The sequence below is a fragment of the Streptomyces odonnellii genome, assembly GCF_000981895.1.
Classification (GTDB): Bacteria; Actinomycetota; Actinomycetes; order Streptomycetales; family Streptomycetaceae; genus Streptomyces; species Streptomyces odonnellii.
The window spans coordinates 1-23803 of the sequence record NZ_LATD01000166.1 but is presented as its reverse complement, the minus strand read 5'-3'; the positions used below and the strand labels follow the sequence as shown (position 1 = coordinate 23803).

The 23803-nt window shown below is 72.0% G+C and carries 21 protein-coding genes; 9 read left to right on the top strand and 12 right to left on the bottom strand.

The genetic code is table 11. The features are described 5' to 3' along the window. Window positions 1–703: 703 nt before the first annotated feature. The 4 genes from WH07_RS16805 to WH07_RS16790 all read right to left on the bottom strand — a co-directional run bounded on the left by WH07_RS16805 (window position 704) and on the right by WH07_RS16790 (window position 5501). On the bottom strand, window positions 704–1876 hold the full coding sequence (locus tag WH07_RS16805) for a glycosyltransferase (protein WP_046500738.1): 1173 nt from the start codon (window positions 1874–1876) through the stop codon (window positions 704–706). Next, window positions 1873–2991 (bottom strand): glycosyltransferase family 4 protein, encoded by a 1119-nt coding sequence (locus WH07_RS16800; protein WP_046500737.1) that lies wholly within the window; start codon window positions 2989–2991, stop codon window positions 1873–1875. Before WH07_RS16800 ends, WH07_RS16805 begins: the two co-directional genes overlap by 4 nt. Before the next feature lie 434 nt (window positions 2992–3425). Continuing rightward, window positions 3426–4844 (bottom strand): hypothetical protein, encoded by a 1419-nt coding sequence (locus tag WH07_RS16795; protein ID WP_046500736.1) that lies wholly within the window; start codon window positions 4842–4844, stop codon window positions 3426–3428. Window positions 4845–5108: 264 nt separating this feature from the next. Beyond that, on the bottom strand, window positions 5109–5501 hold the full coding sequence (locus WH07_RS16790; RefSeq protein ID WP_046500735.1) for an ankyrin repeat domain-containing protein: 393 nt from the start codon (window positions 5499–5501) through the stop codon (window positions 5109–5111). 214 nt (window positions 5502–5715) lie between these two features. On the opposite strand from WH07_RS16790, the gene WH07_RS16785 reads away from it, so the two are divergent. Then, on the top strand, window positions 5716–5910 hold the full coding sequence (locus tag WH07_RS16785) for a hypothetical protein (protein ID WP_046500734.1): 195 nt from the start codon (window positions 5716–5718) through the stop codon (window positions 5908–5910). Between the two features lie 40 nt (window positions 5911–5950). After that, window positions 5951–7630, top strand: coding sequence for a hypothetical protein (locus WH07_RS16780; RefSeq protein ID WP_232788934.1), 1680 nt, complete (start codon window positions 5951–5953; stop codon window positions 7628–7630). A 58-nt stretch (window positions 7631–7688) separates the two neighbouring features. On the opposite strand, the gene WH07_RS16775 is transcribed toward WH07_RS16780, so the two are convergent. Next, the gene (locus WH07_RS16775) at window positions 7689–9188 is read right to left on the bottom strand and encodes an SCO1417 family PLP biosynthesis transcription factor (RefSeq protein ID WP_046500733.1); all 1500 of its coding nucleotides are present in this window, start codon (window positions 9186–9188) and stop codon (window positions 7689–7691) included. A 100-nt stretch (window positions 9189–9288) separates the two neighbouring features. On the opposite strand from WH07_RS16775, the gene yczE reads away from it, so the two are divergent. The 4 genes from yczE (at window position 9289) to WH07_RS16755 (ending at window position 12821) form a co-directional block, all read left to right on the top strand. Further along, window positions 9289–10002: a membrane protein YczE gene (gene yczE, locus WH07_RS16770; protein WP_232788933.1), complete on the top strand. Its 714-nt coding sequence runs from the start codon at window positions 9289–9291 to the stop codon at window positions 10000–10002. After that, a complete protein-coding gene (locus WH07_RS16765) occupies window positions 9999–10763 on the top strand; it encodes a glycerophosphodiester phosphodiesterase (protein ID WP_046500732.1) in 765 nt (254 codons plus the stop codon). The genes yczE and WH07_RS16765 overlap by 4 nt, the downstream gene beginning before the upstream one ends. Before the next feature lie 53 nt (window positions 10764–10816). Beyond that, on the top strand, window positions 10817–12181 hold the full coding sequence (locus WH07_RS16760) for an MFS transporter (RefSeq protein WP_046500731.1): 1365 nt from the start codon (window positions 10817–10819) through the stop codon (window positions 12179–12181). A gap of 265 nt (window positions 12182–12446) precedes the next feature. Continuing rightward, window positions 12447–12821 (top strand): RNA polymerase-binding protein RbpA, encoded by a 375-nt coding sequence (locus WH07_RS16755; RefSeq protein ID WP_003959706.1) that lies wholly within the window; start codon window positions 12447–12449, stop codon window positions 12819–12821. 129 nt (window positions 12822–12950) lie between these two features. Here WH07_RS16755 and fxsA read toward each other — a convergent pair whose 3' ends face one another. The 4 genes from fxsA to WH07_RS16735 all read right to left on the bottom strand — a co-directional run bounded on the left by fxsA (window position 12951) and on the right by WH07_RS16735 (window position 17284). Next, window positions 12951–13559, bottom strand: a complete 609-nt coding sequence (fxsA, locus tag WH07_RS16750; RefSeq protein ID WP_046500730.1) for an FxsA family membrane protein — start codon at window positions 13557–13559, stop codon at window positions 12951–12953. A 46-nt stretch (window positions 13560–13605) separates the two neighbouring features. Then, on the bottom strand, window positions 13606–14391 hold the full coding sequence (locus WH07_RS16745) for a polyprenol monophosphomannose synthase (protein WP_046500728.1): 786 nt from the start codon (window positions 14389–14391) through the stop codon (window positions 13606–13608). Between the two features lie 506 nt (window positions 14392–14897). Then, entirely contained in the window at window positions 14898–16514 is a 1617-nt protein-coding gene (locus tag WH07_RS16740) for an amidohydrolase (RefSeq protein ID WP_046500727.1), read from the bottom strand. Between the two features lie 329 nt (window positions 16515–16843). Further along, window positions 16844–17284, bottom strand: coding sequence for an Lrp/AsnC family transcriptional regulator (locus WH07_RS16735; protein ID WP_046500726.1), 441 nt, complete (start codon window positions 17282–17284; stop codon window positions 16844–16846). Between the two features lie 204 nt (window positions 17285–17488). Between WH07_RS16735 and WH07_RS16730 the strand changes: the two genes are divergently transcribed. Next, window positions 17489–17884 carry a hypothetical protein gene (locus WH07_RS16730; RefSeq protein ID WP_046500725.1) on the top strand — a complete coding sequence of 132 codons (396 nt, stop codon included), beginning with the start codon at window positions 17489–17491 and terminating at the stop codon, window positions 17882–17884. Between the two features lie 53 nt (window positions 17885–17937). Here the strand turns inward: WH07_RS16730 and WH07_RS16725 are convergent, their stop codons facing one another. Next, window positions 17938–19110 (bottom strand): acyl-CoA dehydrogenase family protein, encoded by a 1173-nt coding sequence (locus WH07_RS16725; RefSeq protein ID WP_046500724.1) that lies wholly within the window; start codon window positions 19108–19110, stop codon window positions 17938–17940. Between the two features lie 354 nt (window positions 19111–19464). Between WH07_RS16725 and WH07_RS16720 the strand changes: the two genes are divergently transcribed. Next, a complete protein-coding gene (locus WH07_RS16720) occupies window positions 19465–20712 on the top strand; it encodes a glycoside hydrolase family 18 protein (RefSeq protein ID WP_046500723.1) in 1248 nt (415 codons plus the stop codon). A gap of 32 nt (window positions 20713–20744) precedes the next feature. On the opposite strand, the gene WH07_RS16715 is transcribed toward WH07_RS16720, so the two are convergent. Next, window positions 20745–21437, bottom strand: coding sequence for a TetR/AcrR family transcriptional regulator (locus tag WH07_RS16715; protein WP_079023293.1), 693 nt, complete (start codon window positions 21435–21437; stop codon window positions 20745–20747). Window positions 21438–21577: 140 nt separating this feature from the next. Then, window positions 21578–22930 carry a peptidase C39 family protein gene (locus tag WH07_RS16710; RefSeq protein WP_046500722.1) on the bottom strand — a complete coding sequence of 451 codons (1353 nt, stop codon included), beginning with the start codon at window positions 22928–22930 and terminating at the stop codon, window positions 21578–21580. Window positions 22931–23187: 257 nt separating this feature from the next. On the opposite strand from WH07_RS16710, the gene WH07_RS16705 reads away from it, so the two are divergent. Continuing rightward, window positions 23188–23803 (top strand): uridine kinase family protein (locus WH07_RS16705; RefSeq protein WP_046500721.1); only part of this gene is annotated, 616 nt, incomplete at its 3' end.

Genomic DNA, 23803 nt, shown 5'->3' with positions numbered 1-23803 from the left:
CGGACGCCGACCGCCTTGGCGGGCGCGACGGCCCCGGCGACCGACGACTCGACGCCGTGCGCCGGCTGCGACGGTACGTTCGTGACCGCTGCCCCGCCGGCGCCGCCGCCGTCCAACGCCCCGGCATCGACCGTCGGCTGCGCGGTCGCCCCGGCGACGCCCGCGACCGACATCCCGACACCGGACGCCGACGGCGGCGGTACGGGTCCGGACGGGCCCGGAACGACTGCCGTCGCCCCGGCATCACGGCTCCGCTGGCGCGGAACGCCCGTGATGTCGCTCGCCGCCGACAGCCCGGCCGCTGGGCCGCTGGAGCCGCCGTCGTAAGCGCCCGTTTCCGTCGCACCCGGCCGGACGGCCGGGGCCACCGTCGTAGAACTGCCGACGCGCGTCGTCCCCGCCGGGCCGCCGTCGAGGACCGGCGAGTCGGCCGACTCCGCCCGATCCGATCGGGTCGTACCGTCGCCGAATCCCGGCGCGACCGCCTCAACGGGGCGGGCCGTACCGGCGGCACCGTCGGCGGGCACCTGCGCGCGTACGGCGTCGCCGCCGGGCGGGGCCGGCACGTCGGCCGGGCGGCCCGGGGCCGACTGGTCCCGGGGGTCCGGAAGAGCGGGCTGGTCGGCGCCTCGTACGAAGATGCGCGGCTGTGTCCCCGCGCACTCTCCGTCCGGCACCGGGTCCGCGATGTCCGCGCCGCGGGTCATCTCTGGGCTCCGTCCGGGCGGCGGATCTGCGAGGGGACCTTGTTCAGCATCGGGGCGTCGTGCGCGGCCAGGAAGCCGGCCACCGCGTTGTCCCAGCTGAAAAGCTCCGCGCGGGCGCGGGCCGCGGCGCGGCGGGCGTCCTCCGGGCGGGTCAGCAGCTCCTGGATCGCGTCGGCGAAGGACACCGCGCTGTCGATCGCGGCCACCCCGGCGTCCCCGATCACCTCGGGCAGCGCCGACGACGCGCTCGGCACGACCGGGGTACCGCAGGCCAGCGCCTCCAGCGCGGAGAGTCCGAAGGTCTCGGCCGGACCCGGCGCCAGGCAGATGTCGGCGGCGGCCTGGAGGTCGGCCATCGACTCGCGGTCGGCCACATGCCCGAGGAACAGCGCGGGCAGCCGCAGCGCCCGCGCCTTGCGGACCAGTCCGGCCCGCAGCGGGCCCTCGCCCGCGACGACCAGCACCGCTCGTACGCCCCGGTCGCGCAGCTCCACGAGCGCGTCCAGCGCCGCGCCGGGCCGCTTCTCCACCGAGAGCCGCGAGCCGAGCACCAGCAGTACGTCCGCGCCGCGCGCGTACCGGGCGCGCAGTGCCTCGCTGCGCCGCTCCGGCCTGCACCGCTTCAGATCGACCCCGAGCGGCGCGCGCACCACGTTGCGGGCGCCGATCCGCAGGAATTCGCGCTCCGACCACTCCGTGGTGCACACGATCCGCGAATACGCCCAGGCGCTCCGCATGTTGAGCCGGTCCGCGGTCCGCTCGGCGGCCATCCCGGGCACGCCCCAGGTCCGCAGCACTCCGTCCGCCGTCTCGTGCGAGACCATCACCGAGGGCACGCGGTGGCGCCGCGCCCACTCCCCCGTCCACCGCAGGGTGGTCCGGTCGGAGACTTCGATCCGGTCGGGTCCGAGCGATTCGAGCACCTGCCGCAGCCGCCGACGGCCCGTCAGCACCCGATAGCCGCCGGTGCCCGGAATGACCGGACCGGGCAGGGTGATCACCCTGCCCTGCACGGTGTCCTCGTCCGACTCCCGGTCCCCCGGCACGATCAGCACCGGCTCGTGCCCGGCCGCGAGATACCCGCTGCCCAGCTCCTGGAGCGCGGTACGGAGCCCGCCCGAGGCCGGGGTGACGAAGTTGGCCAGCCGTACGATGCGCAAGCCGCTCACGCGACCACCGCCGTACGCGCGCCGATGACCTCGTGGTAGTGGTCGATGAGCTGGTCGCCGACGACGGCCCAGGTCCTGCCCTCCACGGTGGTCCGTGCCGCGCGCCCGTAGGCCTCGCGGAGCGCGGGCGCGTGCGCGAGGTCCCGTACCGCCTGGGTCACGGCATCGGCGTCGAGCGGCGCGACCAGTGTGCCGGTGCGCCCGTCGTCGACCAGGTCGAGCGGTCCGCCCGCGGCGGGCGCGATCACCGGCACCCCGCTGGCCATGGCCTCCTGCACGGTCTGGCAGAAGGTCTCGTACGGCCCGGTGTGCGCGAACAGGTCGAACGAGGCGAAGGTACGGGCCAGCGCGTCACCGGTGGTACGGCCCAGGAAGACCGCGCCGGGCAGCGTGCTCCGCAGCGAGGTCTCGCTGGGGCCGTCCCCGACGATCACGACCCGGACACCCGGCAGTTCGCAGACGCCCGCCAGGAGTTCGACATGCTTCTCGGGCGCGAGCCGCCCGACATAACCGACGATCAGCTCCCCGTTGGGGGCGAGCTGACGGCGCAGTTCCTCGTCTCGAAGCTCGGGGCGGAACCGTACGGTGTCCACGCCGCGCGGCCAGAGCCGTACCCGCGGGATGCCGTGCTCGGTGAGATCGCGCAGGGCGGCGCTGGAAGGCGCGAGGGTACGGTCGGCCGCGGTGTGCACCGCGCGGATCCGGCGCCACGCAGCCGCCTCGCCCGCGCCCACGTACGTACGGGCGTAGTGGGCCAGATCGGTCTGGTACACGGCGACGGCGGGCACCCCGAGCCGCGACGCGGCGGTCATGCCGCGGACGCCGAGCACGAACGGCCCCGCGAGGTGGACCAGTTCGGCACGGTGGGCGGTGATGGTCGCCGCGAGCCGCCGGCTGGGCAGCGCCACCCGCACCTGCGGATAGCCGGGCAGTGGCACGGAGGGCACGCGTACCACGGGGCACGGTGCGTCGATCTCGGCATCGCCGGCGACTGACGGGGCGATGACGAGCGGGTCATGGCCGCGGGCGGCGAGATGCCGGGCGGTCTGGAGGGCGCAGTGGGCTACGCCGTTGACATCCGGTGGGAAGGACTCGGTAACTATGGCGACACGCATATTCGTGTTCTCGTCCCACCGAACGTGTCCCTGCCAACGTGGATCTTGACGTGTGGGGAACGTCCCGTGAGCATTAAACGCGGGCAGCACTCAGCAAGCGATCGCCATGCACAGAGCGTGCCGGTTCCCTTACGGAGCGAGATCATCGGGCCGCTCGGAACCTCGCGTCCGCGGCAGGCGGGCGACCGCCGGGCCCGCCCATCACCACAGTGAACGGTCAGGGTTCCGGTTTGGTTCCCGCACCGGAAGCACCAAGGGGCGCGCCGGGCACACCGATCCGCCGCGCGTCCCGCACGAGCGAGTACGAATGACCCGATTACGAGCGAACCGGTCCGAGGCCACGAAGGTACGAGCGCACAGGCCTAGGGCTCTTCACGGACTCTTCACGCTCTTCACGCGCGGACCGGGCTCATGACCGCCCGGCCCGCGACTCTCTACCGTGTCGCCGTGTCCGGACCGATCCGGCTGCGGACCGCCGTCTGCACCTCGGCCTCCTCGGCCGGATCCGCGGCCAGCCGCCGCAGCCGTTCCGCCACCCGCACATCGCCGGTCTCGGCGTGCAGCGCGGCGACCTCTCTGGTCGTCTCCTCGCAGTCCCACAGGCATTCGACGGCGAACCCGGTCGCGAAGGAGGGGTCCGTGGCGGCGAGGGCGCGGGCCGTACGGCCACGGAGCTGGGAGGAGGCGGTCTCCCGGTAGACATGGCGCAGCACCGGCGCCGCGCAGACGATCCCGAGCCGCCCCGCGCCGTCGACGAGCGTCCACAGCCGCGGCGCGTCCGGCCCCTCGGCCCGTACGGTCTCGCGCAGCGCGCCCAGCACGAGCGGGGCGTCGCGCGTACCGCCCCGGAAAGCGAGCACGCCCGCCGCGGACGCGCCGAGCGCGTCGGGCCGGTGCACCCAGCCCCGGGCCCGGTCGACCGCCTCGTCGCCGCACATCCGCTCGAAGGCGGAGACCGCCGCGTCGGAGACCGTACGGTCCGGGCTGACGGCGGCGGCCTCGATCAGGTCGAGCACGGCGGGGTCACCGGCCCCGGCGAGATAGTGGAGCGCCGCGCTGCGGGCGCCGTCCGGTCCGCCGCGCGCGGTCTCGACGATCAGCGGCCGGTCCTCGGGCCCGGCGACCGCGCTCAGACAGCGGGCCGCGGGCACATGGAGCGCCGAGCCGCGCTCCAGGCCCTGCTGGGCCCAGTCGAAGACGGCCGCCACGCTCCAGCCGGGCCGTGGGCCGCTCGGCCGGAGCTGCCGCTGCCAGCGGTCGAACGAGCCCTGTTCGCCGGCGGCCCTGACCCGGGCGCCGACCTCCTGCCGCGGATCGTCGGCCCACAGCCGCCACGGCCGGGGCTCGAAGGCGTCGCGTACGGCGGAGGCGAGTTCGGTGTCGCCCTCGGGGGTGGCGGGGAACCGCGCGAGGACCGGTACGGCCAGTGAGCGCAGTCCGGTGTCGTCGTCGCGCAGCGCCAGTTCGTCCAGCGCCCAGGCCCAGTTGGCGCCGGTCGCCGCGTACCGCCTGAGCAGTTCCAGGGCGTCGCGCCTGCCGTACGAGGCGAGGTGGCCGAGGACGGCGAGCGCGAGCCCGGTCCGTGACTCCTCGGTGTCGAGCCGGTCCTCGGCGTCGAAGAGATGGCGGTCGACGGCGTCGAGTCCGCCGTGCAGATCCAGGTAGAGACGCGCGTAGTACAGCGACCTGTTCTCGACCTGCCAGTCGTGCCTGGGGTCGTTCAGTACGCAGTGGTTCAGGGCGGCCAGCGCCTCCGTACGGGGCGCCGCGAGCGCGTGCAGCGTGCCGTCACCGCGGCCCCTCTGCAGCAGGCCGAGCAGCGTGCCGCTCGGCGCTATGACTGGATCGAACATGGAAGAAGCCTCACATCAAGCTGTTGACGCGACCGGGGGTGCGACGCGGCACCGCGACACGGTGCCGGCCCTCTCGGGTCCAGGCCCTGCCCGCCGCGTACCATCCGGCGGACAGGGCTCAGACCGTGCGGCAACATGCCCCGCCGCCCGTCGTCTCCCGCTCAGCGCAGACCATCTTCCCTGCCTCTCGTCGGTGGCCCACTGCGGGCCCGACGTCATGATGACCCAGCCATTTCGCCACCGCGACCACATTTACGACGTCTCTCACCTGGCTTCGAACAGCTCCAGAAGGTCCGTCTTCCCAAACATCCGCGCGGTATCCACGGCGGAGGGCGTCCCCTCCGCCGGATCGGCGCCGCCGGCGAGCAGGGTCCTGATGACCTCGTCCTCGCCCTTGAAGACCGCGCCGGCGAGCGGGGTCTGGCCGCGGTCGTTGGCGCGGGAGGCCTCGGCGCCGCGCTCCAGCAGCGCGGCCACCGTCCCGGCGTGGCCGTGGTAGGCGGCGAGCATCAGAAGCGAGTCGCCCCGGTCGTTGGTGAGATTCACGGGCACTCCGGCGTCGATGTACGCGGTGAGCGCTCCGGTCTCCCCGTGCCTGGCCAGATCGAAGATCTTCGTGGCCAGCGCCACCACCTCGGGATCCGGGGTTTCGCTCATCGGTGGACCGCCTCTCACGCTGTTGACCTGGTACGTACGGCATCTGCGCCGTACGAGTGACGGACAGACTACTGCGGCGCCATGCGGGGCACCGCGTCGACCAGTGCAGTGAAATACCCGATATTTCACTCCGTTGCACCTTTTATCGCATAGATACTTTCCGTGATTCTGGAAGAACTCATGGTGACTGTCCCCATCAACCAGGAGAACTCTCATGATTCTGTCCGTGTCGGGTGTCGTGCTGCTCGGAATCATCGTCTTCCTCTTCTTCCGGAAGGACGGACTCAAGGCGTCGCACGCGATGGTGTGCTCCCTCTTCGGCTTCTATCTCGCGGGCACCGCCATCGCCCCGAGCATCACGGCCGGGGGCGCCAGCCTCGCCGGTCTCCTGGGCGGGATCAAGTTCTGATTCCGGCCCGCTCCCCTTTCCGCACCCACAGGAGACCTTCGTGGCCCGGCGAGCACTCCCCCGCATTCTGAGCAGCGGCAGCGACCGGATCGCGCGCGGCCGTGAGCTGGCCCGTACGGCAGCCGACGGTGCCACCGACGTTCTCCATCCGCTGATCACCATCACCCGGGGTCTGCGGATGCTGGCCGCCGCGGGGCGCCAGAAGTGGGCAGGCACTCCCAAGGACCGGCGCGGTCCCGCGCTGTTCCTGATCGCGGCCTGTGTGCTGGTGCTCGCGTTCATTCCGTACGGGCCGATGCTGGCCCTGGTCACGGTGATGGGCGTGGCCGCCTGGCAGGGGCGCGACCGTACGCCGCCGGCGCGGACCGGGCCCGACGAGGCGGAGGCACGGCGGCTCCAGTCGCTGTACGAGGCGCTGGTGCCGTATCTCTCCGCTCCCGAGGACCCGAGTCCGCTCTTCGCCCATGGCGGGGAATGGAGCAAGGCGTTCGGCGAGCACGCCTTCGACGCCCACGGGCGGCTCACCCGGCTCCAGTTGGCCTATCCCGCCTACTTCACCGACGGCGAGCCCGAGGCGCGCGCCCGGATCGAGCAGGTGCTGTACGCCAAGTCCGGACGCGGACGTGAATACCACTTCGACTGGCACGAGGAGGCCAACCAGCTTGTGATGACCGTGCTGCCGGCCCTCACCACCTCGATCGCCGCCCAGCGTTTCGTCACCGCCCCCGGTGAGACGGTCCTCGGCTTCACCGACGACGGGGCGGTGCCGCGGACCGTGCCGGTCGTCGTGGGCGACGCGCACCGGAACGCTTCCCCGGTGCTCTGGCGGACCGGGCCGCGCTCGGCGGAGCCGCATCTGCTGGTCGCGGGGCAGCCGGGCAGCGGTGTCACCAGCCTGCTGCGCTCCATCGCCCTCCAGGCCCTCCGGCACGGCGACGTGCTGATCGTGGAGGGCAGCGGAACGGGCGAGTTCACCTGTATGACCGGCCGCACCGGTGTGCTCGCGGTGGAGTACGGGCTGGCCGGAGCGCTGGCCGGGCTGGAGTGGGCCGCGCACGAGACGGAGCGACGGCTGATCGCCGCCAACCAGGCCCGGCAGTCGGGCCGTCCCGCTCCCGAGGACATCAAACGGCCGCTGTGGATCCTGGTGGACCGGCCGGGCGTCTTCCGGCAGCTCGCGGAGGCCGAAGGGCGGCCGGATCCGCAGGAGCTGCTCCATGTGCCGCTGCGCCACGGCAGGGCCGCCCATGTGACGGTGGTGATCGCCGATCAGCTCGACGATCTGGACGCGCTGGACGAGACCGTACGCACGCACACCCGCGCCCGGGTGGTCCTGGGGCCGGTGGCGGCGCCGCAGGTGGAAGCGGTGCTCGGGATGCCGCCGCACACCACGCCCACGGCGGACGTCCCGCCCGGCCGGGGGTACGCGCGGCTCGGTACGGGCCCGGTGCTCAGAATCCAGGTCCCGGCGACGCCCGATCCGTACGACGACGAGACGAGCGAGCGACACCGCCGCGCGGTCCTGGACCTCCTCCCGGAGCGGCCGGCGCCGTTCGACGAGACGCCGTCCGCGGCGCCGTCGCCGGAGCGGACGCCGTCACCGGAGCAGCGGGAGGAGCGGGAACAGCAGCAGCGGATCCAGGTGCACGAACCGGACCGGTCGCTCGGAACGGTCCATACGCCGAGGCCGCCCGTCCGTCCGGTGCCCGCCGAGGGCTGAGAGCGACGGGCCCCGCGCGGGTCTCAGGGCTGAGAGCCGACGGGCCCCGCGCCGGGTCTCAGGCGACAAAGGTGCGCGGCGCCTCCGTCCCGGTGCTCGCGCCCTTCGCCACCAGGCGCGCCGCGGCGGCCAGCCGTGCGGCGGCCTCGACGGCGACCGGCCCGCCCACGGTGAACGGCAGCCGTACATACCCCTCGAACGCCCCGTCGACCCCGAAGCGGGGCCCGGACGGTACCCGTACCCCGACCCGTTCGCCCACCTCGGCGAGCCGGGAGCCGGAGAGCCCGCCGGTGCGTACCCACAGGGTCAGCCCGCCGCGCGGCACCTCGAACTCCCAGTCGGGCAGCCGCTCGCGCACCGCCGCCACCAGCGCGTCCCGGTTCTCCCGCGCCTGCGCCCTGCGCAGCGCAACCGCGTCCTCCCAGCCACCGGTCCGCATCAGCCAGTTGATGGCGAGCTGCTCCAGTACCGGGGTGCCGAGGTCGGCGTACGCGCGCGCCGCGACCAGCGAGCGGATCACGTCCGGCGCCGCGCGCACCCAGCCGATCCGCATCCCCGCCCAGAACGCCTTGCTGGCCGAGCCGACCGTGAGGACCGTGCTGCCCGCCGGGTCGAAGGCGCAGACCGGCCTCGGCATCTCCGCGCCGGGGTCCAGGTGCAGTTCCGACATGGTCTCGTCGACGACGAGCACCGTGCCCGCCGAGCGTGCCGCGTCGACGAGCTGCCGCCGCTGGTCCTCGTCGGCCAGCGCGCCCGTCGGATTGTGGAAGTCGGCCACCACATAGGCGAGCCGGGGGGCGGCCTCGCGCAGTACCTGCCGCCAGCGCCCCAGGTCCCAGCCGGTCAGCCCCTCCGCCATGGCCACCGGCACCAGCCGGGCGCCCGCCTCGCGCATGAGCTGGAGGATGTTCGCGTACGAGGGGGACTCCACCGCGATCCGCTCGCCCCGGCCCGCGAAGAGATGGCAGATCGCGTCGATCGCGCCCATCGCTCCGGTGGTCACCATGATCTGTTCGGGCATGGTGGGGATGCCGCGCCCGGTGTAGCGGTCGGCGAGCATCCGCCGCAGCGCGGGCAGCCCGGCCGGGTAGTCGCCATGGGTGTGCGCGTACGGCGGCAGTTCCTCCAGCGCGCCCTGGACGGCCCGGGTCAGCCAGGGCTCGGGGGCGGGCAGGGCGGCGGTGCCGAGGTCGATCATCGAGCCGAGGGACTCGGGCGGCAGCGGTTCCAGGCCGCGTGCGGGCAGCGGATTGCCCGCCGGCACGGCCGTCCAGCTTCCCGCGCCCCTGCGGGACTCCAGAAAACCTTCGGCGCGCAGTGCCTCGTACGCGGCGGCAACGGTCGTACGGCTCACCGACAGGGAGAGCGCCAGCTCGCGTTCCGCGGGCAGCCGGGCGGCGACGGGGACCCGGCCTTCGAGGACGAGCAGCCGGATGCCGTCGGCGAGGGCGCGGTAGGCGGGCGGCCTGCGGGTGCCGGGCACGGAGGGCGCGGGCTGCTGGGTGGTGAGCTGCCGGGCGAGCTGAGCCGCGCCGACGGCCGAGGTCCACTGCGCCATGAAAATCAGTCCACCTTCCTTGAATTGGCCATGGTTGGCGTCTACCAGCCAGCCACAGAGTGACACGCACCAGTCCACCATCGCACCAGGGGGCCTTTTCATGTCAGCCTTCTCCGGCTTTTCCGGTTCCATCCGTTTCCGGAAGCGGTCCACCGGCCGGGGGCTCCATGGCCGTCGGCTCCCCCGCAGGCTCACACAGCTCTACGCCGGACTCGCGCTGTACGGGGCGAGCGCGGCGCTGCTGGTGCGGGGCGGTCTCGGCCTGGAGCCCTGGGGCGTGCTGCACCAGGGGCTCGCGGAGCTGACCGGGCTGACCATGGGGGTCGTCTCGATCGTCGTCGGCGCGGTCGTGCTGCTGCTCTGGATCCCGATCCGGCAGCGCCCCGGGCTGGGCACGGTCTCCAATGTGTTCGTGGTGGGCCTCGCGATGGACGCCGCACTCGCCGCCGTTCCCGAGGGTCACGGTCTGCTGATCCGGATCCCGCTGCTGATCGCCGGCATCGTCCTCAACGGGCTGGCCACCGGTCTCTACATAGCGGCCCGCTTCGGCCCGGGCCCGCGCGACGGTCTGATGACCGGGCTGCACCGGCTCACCGGCCGCTCGGTGCGGCTGGTCCGTACGGCCATCGAGGTCGCCGTCGTCGCCACCGGCTTCGCGCTCGGCGGCTCGGTGGGCATCGGCACCATCGCGTACGCCCTGACCATAGGCCCGCTCGCCCAGCTCTTCCTGCGCGTCTTCGCCATCCCCCCGGCGGCCGGCAGCAGTACCGCCGTCGCCGCCGGGACACCGGCAGGGGCCATACTGCGGCGGTGACTCCCGTATCCCACCCCTATCTCGACCGGCCGACACCGATCCCGTTCGCCCATCGCGGCGGCGCGGCGGACGGGCTGGAGAACACCGCGGCCGCCTTCCGCCGCGCGGCCGGCCTCGGCTACCGCCACTTCGAGACCGATGTGCACGCCACGGCGGACGGCCGGCTCGTCGCCTTCCACGACGCGACCCTGGACCGGGTGACCGACTCCCGGGGCCGGATCTTCGATCTGCCCTGGGCCGAGGTGCGCCGGGCGAGGGTGGCGGGCACCGAGCCGCTGCCGCTCTTCGAGGAGCTGCTCGAAGAGTTCCCCGAGGCGCGCTGGAATGTCGACATCAAGGCCGCGCCCGCGCTGGAGCCGCTGGTCGAGCTGATCCGCAGGACGGACTGCTGGGACCGGGTGTGCGTGGGCTCCTTCTCCGAGGCCAGGGTGGCGCGCGCGGCCCGGCTCGCGGGCCCCCGGCTGGCCACCTCGTACGGGGTGAAGGGCGTGCTGGGCCTGCGGCTGCGCTCGTACGGCATCCCCTTCCCGGTCCGCCCCGGCGCGGTGTGCGCGCAGGTTCCCGAGACACAGAGCGGGATCCGGGTGGTGGACGAGCGCTTCATACGCATGGCGCACGCCCGCGGCCTTCAGGTCCATGTCTGGACGGTCAATGAGCCCGATCGCATGGAGGCGCTGCTGGATCTCGGTGTGGATGGCATCATGACGGATCAACTGGAAGCGCTGCGCACGGTGTTGACCGCGCGCGGAGTCTGGCATTGACCGGGCGGGGCGCCGGTACGGCAGAACACTCAGAGGAATCGAGGGAGCACGGGGTGAGCACTGACACCGCCGTGGACCGGGCCGACGGGGCGGCGGACCGCGTACGCGAGCAACGCGGGTGGTATTTCTACGACTTCGCGTGCTCGGTCTACTCGACGAGCGTGCTCACGGTCTTTCTCGGCCCCTATCTGACCTCGGTGGCGAAGGCGGCGGCCGACGCGGACGGCTTTGTCCATCCGCTGGGCATCCCGGTGCGCGCGGGCTCGGTCTTCGCGTACGCGGTGTCCGTCTCGGTGGTGGTGGCCGTGCTGGTGATGCCGCTGGCGGGCGCGGTGGCGGACCGTACCGGACGCAAGAAGCCACTGCTGGCGGCGGCCGCGTATCTGGGCGCGACCGCCACGGCGTGCATGTTCTTCCTGGACGGCGACCGCTATCTGCTGGGCGCGCTGCTGCTGATCGTGGCGAACGCCTCGATCTCGGTGTCGATGGTGCTCTACAACGCGTATCTGCCGCAGATAGCGGCGCCCGAGGAACGCGACGCGGTCTCCTCGCGCGGCTGGGCCTTCGGCTACACCTCGGGCGCGCTGGTCCTCGTCCTCAATCTGGTGCTCTACACCGGCCATGAGTCCTTCGGGCTCTCGGAGTCGGCGGCGGTACGGATCTGTCTGGCCTCGGCCGGTGTCTGGTGGGGCGCGTTCACGATCGTGCCGCTGCGCAGGCTGCGTGACCGCAAGGTGGCGCGCGACGGCGCGGACGGTGTCGGCGAGGGCGCGGTGGGCGCGGGCTGGCGTCAACTCGTGGCCACGCTGCGGGACATGCGGCGCCATCCGCTGACGCTCTCCTTCCTGCTCGCCTATCTCGTCTACAACGACGGCATCCAGACGGTGATCTCACAGGCCTCGATCTACGGTTCCGAGGAACTCGGCCTGGACCAGACGACGCTGATCACCGCCGTACTGCTGGTACAGGTGCTGGCGGTCGGCGGCGCGCTGGGCATGGGCCGGCTGGCCAGGTCGTACGGCGCCAAGCGGACGATCCTGTGGTCGCTGGCGGTCTGGACACTGATCCTCGCGGCCGGCTACTTCCTGCCCGCCGGGGCACCGGTCGCGTTCTATGTGCTGGCCTCGGCGATCGGTCTGGTCCTGGGCGGCAGCCAGGCGCTGTCCCGGTCACTGTTCTCGCATCTCGTACCGCACGGCAAGGAGGCCGAGTACTTCTCGGCGTACGAGATGAGCGACCGGGGGCTGAGCTGGCTCGGGCCGCTGGTGTTCGGTCTGGCGTATCAGCTCACGGGCAGCTACCGGGACGCGATCATCTCGCTGGTGATCTTCTTCGTGCTCGGCTTCGGACTGCTGGCGAGGGTCCCGGTCGGCCGGGCGATCGCGGCGGCGGGCAATCCCGTACCGGAGCGGATTTAGACGTTGAAGTGAAAGGGCGGTAGTGTACGCGTTTGGCCTGCCAGGCGGACCGTTACTGCGTAACCGGGAAGTAGATGGAAAGCGGAATTGCTGGGTGACATCTCCTGTTAGATGTGACAAACCGGGCGCTGGTGGGTACAACAAGGGCGGCACGACGGGCGACGCATGACCCGGAACGGGAATCTTTACCGCCGACCGGACGTTGACCGGATGACGACGACAGCGACACCTGTCCTGTGGGCGACAAGCCCGGGAGGCACGATTCATGAGTGAGCGAGCTCTCCGCGGCACGCGACTCGTGGTTACCAGCTACGAGACGGACCGCGGCATCGATCTGGCCCCGCGCCAGGCGGTGGAGTACGCATGCCAGAACGGCCATCGATTTGAGATGCCGTTCTCGGTAGAGGCGGAAATTCCGCCGGAGTGGGAGTGCAAGGCGTGCGGCGCCCAGGCACTCCTGGTGGACGGGGATGGTCCCGAAGAGAAGAAGGGCAAGCCTGCGCGTACGCACTGGGACATGCTCATGGAGCGGCGCACTCGTGAGGAGCTGGAGGAGGTGCTGGCCGAGAGGCTGGCCGTCCTGCGCTCCGGCGCCATGAACATCGCCGTGCATCCGCGGGACAGCCGGAAATCCGCCTGACCGAGCAGCGAGACACAACAGCACAGAGCCGCGGGCTGCGTCACACCGAGTGTGTGTGCCGCAGCCCGCGGCTCGTTGTATGCGGGGGTACGACGCGGGCTGCCGCGCGCGCCGCCCGCCCGTCCCCGGTCAGGGTGTCAGCGGCGGGCGCGGGCCGTCCTTCTCGTCGTCGCGGCTGCGCGGGTCGTGCTCGTCGTGCCGGATGACCTCGCCCTGCACCACCTTGCCGTCCGGCCGCCGCATCCGGGCCTGCTGGAAGGCGTCACCGAGGCTGCCGGGCGGGGCCACCGTCGCCATGCGCCGCTCCAGCGACCGCTCCGCGTACCGGCCGAGGGCCGTCCGTACGGGCGGTACGAGCAGCAGCAGACCCGCCACATCGGTGATCAGCCCGGGCAGCATGATCAGCAGGCCGCCCAGCATCAGAAAGCCATTGCCCGTGGTCCCGTTGGCGGGCTCCGGGACGAGGGGCTCTCCGGGGTGCTCCTGCTGCTGCTTCTGTGCCTTCTGGAGGGTCTCGGTGAGATTGCGGAAGGCGCGGCGGCCGGCCCGCTTGATCACCACCGAGCCCAGGACGACCGCCCCCACCAGCAGCAACAGAACGGTCAGCCCGCCCGCCACGTCCGCCACGAGGATCAGCAGCCAGATCTCCAGCACCAGCCAGGCGGCGATGCCCAGCGGAAGAAGAGTGCGGACACGGGAACGCCTGGGAACGGTCCGGGGCGGATGCGCGGTCGTCATGGTTCCAGTGTGCCTGGGCACGGGCCGCGATGGCGTATGGGGGCAGTCAGGAAGGCCGGTTCTGTCCGGCGGGCCCACGGCCCAGTAGCCGGTTGGCGCGTGCCCCGACCCCCCATGCGGTGACCCGCCAGAGTGCCTCGACCACGATGTCGCGGCTCATCTTCGAGTCGCCCAGCTCGCGTTCGACGAAGGTGATGGGCACCTCGACCACATGGCAGCCCGCCTCGACCGCGCGCCGGGCCAGGTCGACCTGGAAGCAGTAGCCCTGCGAGGCGACGGCGTCGAGGCCGATCCGGTCCAGGGTCTCCTTGCGGAACGCCCGGTAGCCGCCGGTGACATCACGGATCGGCACCCCGAGCAGGACCCGCGAATAGGTGCTGCCGCCGCGCGAGAGCACCTTGCGGGTGGTGGGCCAGTTGACGACGCGTCCGCCGGGGACCCAGCGCGAGCCGAGGACGAGATCGGCGCCCTTCAGGGCGGTCAGCAGACGGGGCAGTTCCTCGGGCTGGTGGGAACCGTCGGCGTCCATCTCGACGAGGACGCCGTAGCCGTGTTCGATGCCCCAGCGGAATCCGGCCAGATAGGCGGCGCCGAGGCCTTCCTTGCCCTTGCGGTGCAGCACCCGGACCTTGCTGTCCTCGGCGGCCAGCACGTCGGCGATCTTGCCGGTGCCGTCGGGGCTGTTGTCGTCGGCGATGAGGATGTCGGCCTCCGGCACCGCGGCGCGGACCCGGGAGACGATCGACCTGATGTTCTCCGCCTCGTTGAAGGTCGGGATGATCACCAAGGCCGTGCCGAGCGGGCCGTACCGCCTCTGACCGCCGTCGTTCACTACTGCCCCTTAATTGCCGTACGCAGGGGCACCACCATAGCGAGCACACGGAGGGCGGCGGCCCCGGGTGCTGGGTGTCGGGGCGGGCGCGGGTGATGTCAGGAAATGCCGTACGGAACCCGGCGTCCTTCGGGCCGACCTGGAACCCGCTGGCTGCGGGTCGACCGAAAGCCGTTGTCTACTGAACGCCGGGGCCCCGCCCGGGTCGCACCCGTCGGCCGGCCGAAACCTTCCCTCGCCGCCGGACGCGGATGCTGGACCTGGCTCCCAGTGGTGGTGCGCCGGTGCGGCACACCCCCCATGGCCCAGCGGCGTTCGACGACTGTGCGGAGCTTGCCGGACGGACGTCCTGTGGTGGACTCGGCCGAACCTACCCGCCGGTGGAGGCTCACTGTCAATAGCCGTTTGACCTGTGATTTCAGCCCGAATCACCAGGTCAGTGGCGAAGATCCGCAGGTCGCGACCGAGACCGGGAAGACCGGGCGGCGGTACGAAATGTCCGCACGTCACTCGTTCGGTCGCACGAACACCGTCTGTCCGGCCACAACGGTCCGCAGACAGACCGGCAGCGGCCTGCCCGGGGTGAGATCCGGCAGGCCCGGAGTGCCCGAGCGCGGGTCCGTCGACCAGCGGGCCACCCGGTCGTCCGGAGCCTGCACCACCAGTTCCTCGGTGCGCCAGACCGCGTAGTCGGCGGGGGCACCGGGGACGAGCGTTCCGGCGTCGTCGCGGCCCACGGCCCGCCAGCCGCCGCGGGTGTGGGCGGTGAATCCGGCCCGTACGGAGATACGGTGCTCCGGCGTCCGGTGGAAGGCGGCGGCCCGGACCGTGCCCCAGGGGTCGAGCGGGGTGACCGGGCTGTCGGAGCCGAAGGCCAGGGGGACGCCGGCGCGCAGCAGGGCGGCGTACGGGTTGAGCGTACGGGCGCGGGCGGCGCCGAGCCGGTGTGCGTACATCCCGTCCTCGCCGCCCCAGGCCGCGTCGAAGGCGGGCTGGACGGATGCGGTGAGGCCCAGTTCGGCGAAGGCGGCGACGGTGTCGGCGGTCAGCATCTCGGCGTGCTCGACGCGGTGCCTGGCGGCGCGGATCCGGGGCAGGCCCACACGTTCGGCGGCGGCCCGTACCCCCTCGACGACGGTGGTGACCGCGGCGTCGCCGATGGCGTGGAAACCGGCCTGGAGCCCGGCCCCGGTGCAGGCGGCGACATGGGCGGCGACCGCGGCGGCGTCGAGGTGCGCGGTGCCGGTGTGGGGCGCGTCCTCGTACGGATCGCGCAGCGCGGCGGTGTGGGAGCCGAGGGATCCGTCGACGAAGAGGTCCCCCGCGGCGCCGGCCGCGCCCAGCTCGCGGACGCGCCGGGCGCCCTTCTCGTCGGTGACCGCCTCGGCCCAGTAGCCGTGGATCCGGGGGCCCGGCTCCTCGTCCGCGAGTCGCAGCAGCGCGGCGAAGTCGTCCTCGTCGGAGATGTCGGGGCCCGCGCACTCGTGGAGGGTGCCGATGCCGAGCGAGGCGGCGCGCTCGCGGGCGGCGCGCTGCGCCTCCGTGCGCTGGCGCGCGCTGATCGCGCCATGGGCCGCCGCCCGTACGGCGTGGTGCGCGGCCGCGGTCAGAGGGGCGTCCGGGTGGTAGCCGGTGAGGGAGGTGACACCGGGGACGAGGTCGAGCAGGGCGGTGGTCACGACGGCGGAGTGCACGTCGATACGCGGCAGATAGAGCGGCCGGCCGCCGGCGGCCTCGTCGAGTTCGGCACGGGAGGGAGGCCGCTGCTCGGGCCAGCGCGCGGAGTCCCAGCCGTGGCCGAGCAGAATCCGGCTGTCGGGATGGGCGGTGCGGTGTGCCCGTACGAGCGAGAGCGCCTCGGCGAGGGTGCGGGCCCCGGACAGATCGAGGCCGGTGAGGGCGAGGCCGGTGGCGGTGGTGTGGACATGCGCGTCGGTGAACGCGGGGGTGACGAGCGCGCCTTCGAGATCGACGACCTCGTCCGCACCGGCGACGAAGGACTCGGCGGCGCCTTCGGACCCGACCCAGGAGATGTGTCCGCCCTCGACGAGGAGGGCGGTGGCGAAGGGGTCGGCGGGGCTGTGGACTTCGCCGTTGCGGAGGAGGGTGGTGCGCGTCTTCATGGGACCAGTGTGGCGCGTACGCCGTCCGGCGAGAGTGCGGGGGCGCCTTGCGGCGCGGGGCACCGGCGCGTGCGGGTGCCGGGGCCCGGGGCCTCCGGAGGCACGTATCCGGACCGCGCCGCAGTCGATATGCGACTCCGTCGCGTGGTCACCGCGCTTCGCGCGAGTTGCGACGCTTTACGTCCGGACACGCACTCCCTCCCGTCCGATGCCGGGTATCCGCTGGATACGGGCCGCGAAATCAAGCCCGTCCGGCGATTGAGGACGGAACCGCCCGCCCGGCGCCGAGTGCGCGGAATTCGCCCGGCCGGCGGTCGAGGGCGGAACCGTCAGAACGACGGGGGGCGGGACTCGTACGGTGTGGACAGGACCACCGTCGTGCGGGTGGAGACCCCGGCCAGCGAGCGGATCCGGGTCAGGAGGTCTTCCAGCTCCAGCGGCGCCGGGACGCGCACCTTGAGGATGTAGTTCTCGTCCCCCGCCACGCTGTGACACGCCTCGATCTCCGGAATCCCCGCCAGCCTCTCCGCGATGTCGTCCGGCGCGCTCGGATCGAACGGTTTCACCGAGATGAACGCGGTGAGCGGCAGACCGACCGCCACCGGGTCGACAACGGCCGCGTACCCGCGGATGACTCCGCGCTGCTCCAGTCTGCGCACGCGCTGATGTACGGCCGAGGTGGACAGGCCCGTGGCCTTGCCCAGGTCGGTGTAGCTCATGCGGCCGTCGTTGACGAGCAACTCCACGATCTGACGATCCAGCTCCTCCATACGGATCAACCTATTGCCCCAGGTCACCTCAGGCACAGTCGGCAAGTCGGCCAAGAGGCGTCCGTAAGGGGCATGTGATGAAGACCACAGGTATATGACAGGGTCCGTCGAGACCTTACGGTTACCTGGCTCGCGCGACGGGAATTCCTTGCTGTGGTCGAGACCACAAGTGCCTGGTCGGCCCACCCGAGGGGGAATGTCTCCATGCAGAGCCTTAAGCGCGCCGGACGTACGGAACCGGAGCCGGTCGATCTCGTCGACGCCGACGACATCGACTCCTACGACACCTTCGAGATGTACCGGGTCGTCTGCCCCGACTGTGCGCAGCCGATCGCGCTGCTGGCGGACGAGGACGTCCTGCCGGAACACGCGCTGTGCCCCACCCCGTGGAACCCGTTCGTGCTCGCCGTCTGCGCCGGTACGGGCCGTCCCGCGGCGGACGCCCGCCCCGCCGACGCGTCGTACGAGGTCCAGGAGCAGGACACCGCACTGTTGCTGACGCTCCCTCAGGGACTCAACTGGCGGACCCAGCCGTTCTCGCACGTCGGCGGTCCCGGCTCGCGCCCGTTCAAGGTGCCCGCCCTGCGCCACGCCGCCTGAGGCGCCCCGGCACCGCCGCTGACGGTTCGTCAGAGGGCGGGCCGGGGACCGGTTCAGCGGGTTTCCGGGCCCGCGATATGGCGGGCGATCACCATGCGCTGGATCTGGTTGGTGCCCTCGACGATCTGGAGCACCTTCGCCTCGCGCATATAGCGCTCCACCGGGAAGTCGGTGGTGTAGCCGTAGCCGCCGAGCACCTGCACGGCGTCGGTGGTGACCTGCATCGCGGTGTCCGTGCAGAACAGCTTGGCCATGGCGGCCTGTTGGGAGAACGGCAGGCCCGCGTCGCGCAGCCGCGCGGCGGCGAGATAGAGCGCGCGGCCCGCCTCGATCCGGGTGGCCATGTCGGCGAGCAGGAAGCGCAGTCCCTGGAAGTCCGCGATGGGCCTGCCGAACTGCCTTCTGCCGGTGGCGTATTCGACGGCTTCGTCGAGGGCCGCCTGCGCGACGCCGATCGCGCAGGCGGCGATGCCGAGCCGGCCCGAGTCGAGCGCGGACAGGGCGATCGCGAAACCCTGGCCCTCCTCGCCGATCCGGCGCCCGTCGGCCACCCGTACGCCGTCGAAGTGGAGTTGGGCGGTGGGCGAGCCCTTCATGCCCATCTTCTTCTCGGGCGCCGCCGCGTTCAGACCGGGCGCGTCGCCCGGTACGAGGAAGGCGGTGATGCCCCGCGCGCCCTCCTCGCCGGTGCGGGCCAGCACGGTGTAGAAGTCCGCGATGCCGCCATGGGTGATCCACGCCTTGGTGCCGGTGATCACCCAGTCGTCGCCGTCCCGTACCGCCTTGGTACGCAGTGAGGCCGCGTCCGAGCCGGAAGCGGGCTCGGAGAGGCAGTACGCCCCGAGCAGCCCGCCGCCCAGCATCGCGGGCAGGAACTCGGCCTGCTGGGTCTTGGTGCCGTAGCCGGCCAGGGCATGGCAGGCCAGGGAGTGCACACTGACGCCGAGGCCGACGGTGAGCCGGGCGGCGCCCAGTTCTTCGAGGACCTGGAGATAGACCTCGTACGGCTGGTCCCCGCCGCCATGGGCGGAGTCGTAGGGGAGGCCGAGCAGGCCGGACGCCGAGAGCAGGGTGAAGAGTTCGCGCGGGAAGTGTCCCGCCGCCTCCTCCTCGGCCGCCCCGGGGCTGATCTCCCGCTCGGTGATGTCGCGTACGAGGGCGATGAGGTCCTTGGACTCCTCGGTGGGCAGTTGCCGGTCCACCGGTCGCGGGGCGCGGTCGGGCATGGCGGCGCTCTCCTCCCTGTCGGGCGCTACGGCGGTCGCACGCGCGGGGTGTGAGCGGCGCCGCCGACTGGTGTCCGGGGAGTGCCCCCGGACGGCGGTTCTGCCCAACCGATGCTGCCCTCCCGGATCACGGAAGCTGCTGACCAGCGGTTGTGGCGCGTCGAGTATGCCCGATCGGCGCCCTGCCGTCACGGGCCGGAAGCGCGCTCTCTCCCGTACGACGGAAGACGGTCCGCACCATTGACCCCACTGGTCTAGTCCTTCTAACGTTCGCTCACAGCGCGTTCCTGTCACTTCGCGTTCATGTCACACCGTTCCCCCCACTCACTTCTTCCTCCCCCACGAGGAGATGCCATGCGCATGCTTCGCACTTCGCGCGCCCGTTTCCGGGCGCTGATCGCCGCGGCCTGTACGGCCGCGCTCGGCGTGACCCTGCTCTCCGGAGCGGGCAGCGCCTCGGCCGGTGAGACCGTCACCACCGTCTCCGCCGCCCCCGCGGCGGGCAGCAAGGTGGTCGGTTACTTCACCAACTGGGGTGTCTACGACCGCAATTACCATGTCAAGAACATCGAGACCTCCGGCTCGGCGGGCAAACTCACCCACATCAACTACGCGTTCGGCAATGTGACCGGCGGCAAGTGCGTGATCGGCGACTCGTACGCCGACTACGAGAAGGCCTACACCGCCGACCAGAGCGTCGACGGCGTCGCCGACACCTGGGACCAGCCGCTGCGGGGCAACTTCAACCAGCTCCGCAAGCTCAAGGCGCGCCACCCCGGTCTCAAGGTCATCTGGTCCTTCGGCGGCTGGTCCTGGTCCGGCGGCTTCGGCGAGGCGGCCAGGAACCCGGCCGCGTTCGCCCAGTCCTGCCGCGCGCTGGTCGAGGACCCGCGCTGGGCCGATGTCTTCGACGGCATCGACATCGACTGGGAGTACCCCAACGCCTGCGGCCTGACCTGCGACACCAGTGGCCGCGACGCGTTCAGGAACCTCGCGGCGGCGCTGCGGGCCGAGTTCGGTTCGAGCAGCCTGGTGACCGCGGCCATCACGGCGGACGGCTCGGACGGCGGGAAGATCGACGCCGCCGACTACGCGGGCGCCGCGCGGTACCTCGACTGGTACAACCCGATGACCTACGACTTCTTCGGTGCCTTCGCGGCGCAGGGCCCCACCGCCCCGCACTCCCCGCTCACCTCGTACCCCGGCATCCCGCAGGAGGGCTTCAACTCCGACGCGGCGATCAGCAAGCTCAAGGGCCTCGGCATCCCGTCCGAGAAGCTGCTGCTCGGTATCGGTTTCTACGGGCGCGGCTGGAGCGGTGTGACCCAGAAGGAGCCGGGCGGTACGGCGACGGGCGCGGCCCCGGGCACGTACGAGGCCGGTATCGAGGACTACAAGGTCCTCAAGAACTCCTGCCCGGCCAACGGCACGGTCGGCGGCACGGCGTACGCCCACTGCGGCAACCAGTGGTGGAGCTATGACACGCCCGCGACGATCGCCGGGAAGATGGCGTACAAGAACCAGCAGAATCTGGGCGGCACGTTCTTCTGGGAGCTGAGCGGCGACACCACCAGCGGTGAGCTGATCAAGTCCATCAGCTAGTCTCCCTCCCCTCCCCTGTCAGCACGTCGTCCTCAGTCGCCGGACGGGCCGGTCCTCGGCCTGTCCGGCGACTGTCCGGTGTACGGGCGCCAGTTGAGGTCCGGCGGCGGCGCCGGGCAGTCCGGCGCGAACTCCTCGATCGTGTTCAGGGTGTGGCGCAGCATCCGTACCAGCAGATCGCGCGGGATCTCCAGGGTCAGTTCCTGATGGCCCAGCCACTCCAGCGTGAGCCACTCGACACTGCTCAGCCAGCCCAGCAGCGCGAGCCGGGCGATCGCCGGGATGTCGCTCCTGCCGTAGGCGCCCTCGGCGAGGGTGGAGACCAGACCGGTCCTCACGGCGTCGCGGATGGCCTGCACCTGGGTGTCGAAGCCGACTCCGCCGGTGATGATGGTGCGGTACGCGGCCTCGTTCTGCTGCGCGAAGCGGAGGTACGCCTCGACCGTGCGCTGGATCCGTTCCGTACGCGGGAGTTCGGCGCCGCCCGCGGCGGCGAGGGTGACCAGTTCGGTGACCGAGTCCTCGACGATGGCGAGGTAGTAGCCGCGCTTGTTCTTGAAGTAGTAGTAGATCAGGCCCTTGGCGACCCCGGCGTGCTGGGCGATGTCGTCCATCGAGAGCGCGTCGTACGAGGTGTTGGCGAACAGCTTCCGTCCGGTCGCGATGAGTTCGGAGCGCCGCACCTGGGATCGCTGCGAGGTGCCTCGCTGTTGACTACGGTTCACGTTCGCGTCCTGGTCTCCGGCTGCCACGGGACTCCCGCAAGAGTGCCCGCAGTATTGCAGAGACAGTACACAGACCCGGTGAGTGGCCGCGCGGGCCCGGGGGGCCAAACGGAATCCCCCCGGGCCCGGCCGCGTCTGGATCAGAGCAGGCCCACGGCCCGCAGGGCGCGCCGCTGGGCCGCGGACGGAGTGGCGGGCCAGTAGACGTAACAGACTCCGCCGGTGCCCGACGCGACGTTGCCGGAGGCGTTGTACCGCTTGGTGCGCAGCCAGATCGTCTCCCACTCCGCGCGCCGGTAGACCCGGCGTACGGCCGGATTGTCCGGCGAGGCGGGGTCGTTGGCGATCACATCACCGTCGGCCGTGAAGCCGATCACGGTCATGAGGTGGCCCGAGGTGCCGTAACCGGCGCCCGTCAGCTCCTCCTTGAGGAAGGACTGCGAGGTGATGACCGGAATGCCGGCGCGGATCAGAGTCTCCACGTCGGTGAGCGAGCCCAGCCGGGTCACCGCGGAGCTCATGTCCCGGTAGGTGGCGGCGTAGGCGGCGTTGAAGGGCCAGTTGCCGCAGCCCTTGTACTGGTAGTCGTAGGTGAACCTGGCCGCGTGGCAGACTTGGGGATCGGCGAACTCCGGGTTCACCCAGGCCAGTTCCGCGGCGCTGGGCCCGCGCCCCCAGTACTCGATGATCATCTGTGAGGAGGTGGGGCTGCACCAGGCCTCGCCGCCGTTGTCGTACTCCGGGTACTGCCCGGCGTGGATGTTCTGGGAGTAGCGCGGCACGGTCAGCTCACGGGCGAGCCCCGGCACGGAGACGGGGACGGTGAACCGGTCGGGGATGTCCGAGGCCATCACGCCGACCCGGTGGACCACCGGGCTGAGCCCGCTCCCGGGCGTGCGGTAGAGGGTGAGCCGCAGCCGGTACGAGACGAGGCGCAGCCCGCTCGCCGGGTCGTCCACCGAGAAGGTGTCGGTCCAGATGGTGCTGCGCCCGTCGGTCTGGTCGTCGACGGAGGTGCGCCGGATACCGGCGTCGCCGTCCCCCGCGGCCCAGCGGCCCATCACGTACCAGGGGGTGTCGGTGCCGTCGGAGTACCGGCCGCGCAGCTCGATCTGGAGCCAGGTACCGGCCGGGGTGGCGGCGTTCCAGGAGGCGATCACCTCGGTGGCGGGCACCTTCGGGCGGTACACGGGCGAGGTCCAGGCCGCGTACTCCCAGGTGCTGGTCCTCCCGGTGTGCGGATCGAGGTAGTCGGTGCGGCCGGCCGGGGCGCCGATCGTCAGCGTCGGCCGGGCGCCGGGCACGGCCCGGGTGCCCGCGTGGCCGCCGGAGCGCCAGTCCTCGTACGAGGACCAGAAGGTGTTGTCCACGAGGGGCGTGCTCCGGCCGGGCCCGGCCGGGGCGGCGGCCGCCGGGACGGCGGAGACCGCTCCGGCGCCGGCTGCGGCGAGAGCGGCGGCGAGGACGGAGCGGCGCGAGGGGGAGCTGTTCACGGGACCTCCGGTCGGGGGGGCGCAGAGATGTCGGGCGGGGAGACACGGGCGGGTGCCGGGCCCTGTCCGGTGGATCTTCGTGGGGCCGGTAGACGCCACTATCGCGGTTCGCGGCGGGCTTCGGCCAGCGATTCGTCCCGCGTCGCCGCACCAATATTGGTCTCCACCAGTGGCGTGACCTGGGCCCTCGCGGCCCTCGCGGGTCCTCGGGGGCCTCCCGGGCCTGGTGGCGAGGGCGGCCCTCGTAGGGTGGCCGGATGGACGACCTGACCGAAGCCGCCACGGCCCTGCGCGCGCTGCCGCCCTCCTGCGGCCCCGTCCGGCTGATCGCGGTCGACGGGCACGCGGGCTCCGGCAAGAGCACCTTCACGGGGCGGCTCGCGGCGGCGCTCGACGGCGCGCCCGTCCTGCATACAGACGACATGGCGTCGCACTCGGAGATGTTCGCGTGGACGGAGCGGCTCGCGCGACGGATCATCGAGCCCCTCTCCCGGGGCGCGACGGCGCACTACGAGGCGTACGACTGGACGCTGCGGCGCTTCACCGAGCCGCGCGCCCTGCCCGCGGCCCCCGTCGTCCTGATCGAGGGCGTGGGGGCGGGCCGGCGGGCGCTGCGGCCGTATCTGGCCGGGCTGCTCTGGATGGACCGGGGCGCGGAGGAGTCCTGGGAGCGGGGGCGGCGGCGCGACGGGCCCGGCCTGTCCGGCTTCTGGGACGGCTGGACAACGGCGGAGACTCGCCATTTCTCGGACGACCCGTCCCGCCCGTTCGCGGACACCCTGATACGGGAGGTGCGCGAGGGATATGTGATGCTCCCGGGTCCCCGTTCGGGCGCGATGCAGGGTCAAATCATCACCGACGGTGATCAGTTTC

What these genes read in the sequence shown, in the direction of transcription:
- yczE (WP_232788933.1), top strand. Translation starts at nt 9,289, where the DNA reads ATGTCAGCCTTCTCCGGCTTTTCCGGTTCCATCCGTTTCCGGAAGCGG.
- WH07_RS16795 (WP_046500736.1), bottom strand. Translation starts at nt 4,844, where the DNA reads ATGTTCGATCCAGTCATAGCGCCGAGCGGCACGCTGCTCGGCCTGCTG.
- WH07_RS16725 (WP_046500724.1), bottom strand. Translation starts at nt 19,110, where the DNA reads ATGCCCGACCGCGCCCCGCGACCGGTGGACCGGCAACTGCCCACCGAG.
- WH07_RS16735 (WP_046500726.1), bottom strand. Translation starts at nt 17,284, where the DNA reads ATGGAGGAGCTGGATCGTCAGATCGTGGAGTTGCTCGTCAACGACGGC.
- WH07_RS16740 (WP_046500727.1), bottom strand. Translation starts at nt 16,514, where the DNA reads ATGAAGACGCGCACCACCCTCCTCCGCAACGGCGAAGTCCACAGCCCC.
- WH07_RS16800 (WP_046500737.1), bottom strand. Translation starts at nt 2,991, where the DNA reads ATGCGTGTCGCCATAGTTACCGAGTCCTTCCCACCGGATGTCAACGGC.
- WH07_RS16790 (WP_046500735.1), bottom strand. Translation starts at nt 5,501, where the DNA reads ATGAGCGAAACCCCGGATCCCGAGGTGGTGGCGCTGGCCACGAAGATC.
- WH07_RS16775 (WP_046500733.1), bottom strand. Translation starts at nt 9,188, where the DNA reads ATGGCGCAGTGGACCTCGGCCGTCGGCGCGGCTCAGCTCGCCCGGCAG.
- WH07_RS16755 (WP_003959706.1), top strand. Translation starts at nt 12,447, where the DNA reads ATGAGTGAGCGAGCTCTCCGCGGCACGCGACTCGTGGTTACCAGCTAC.
- WH07_RS16785 (WP_046500734.1), top strand. Translation starts at nt 5,716, where the DNA reads ATGATTCTGTCCGTGTCGGGTGTCGTGCTGCTCGGAATCATCGTCTTC.
- fxsA (WP_046500730.1), bottom strand. Translation starts at nt 13,559, where the DNA reads ATGACGACCGCGCATCCGCCCCGGACCGTTCCCAGGCGTTCCCGTGTC.
- WH07_RS16720 (WP_046500723.1), top strand. Translation starts at nt 19,465, where the DNA reads ATGCGCATGCTTCGCACTTCGCGCGCCCGTTTCCGGGCGCTGATCGCC.
- WH07_RS16730 (WP_046500725.1), top strand. Translation starts at nt 17,489, where the DNA reads ATGCAGAGCCTTAAGCGCGCCGGACGTACGGAACCGGAGCCGGTCGAT.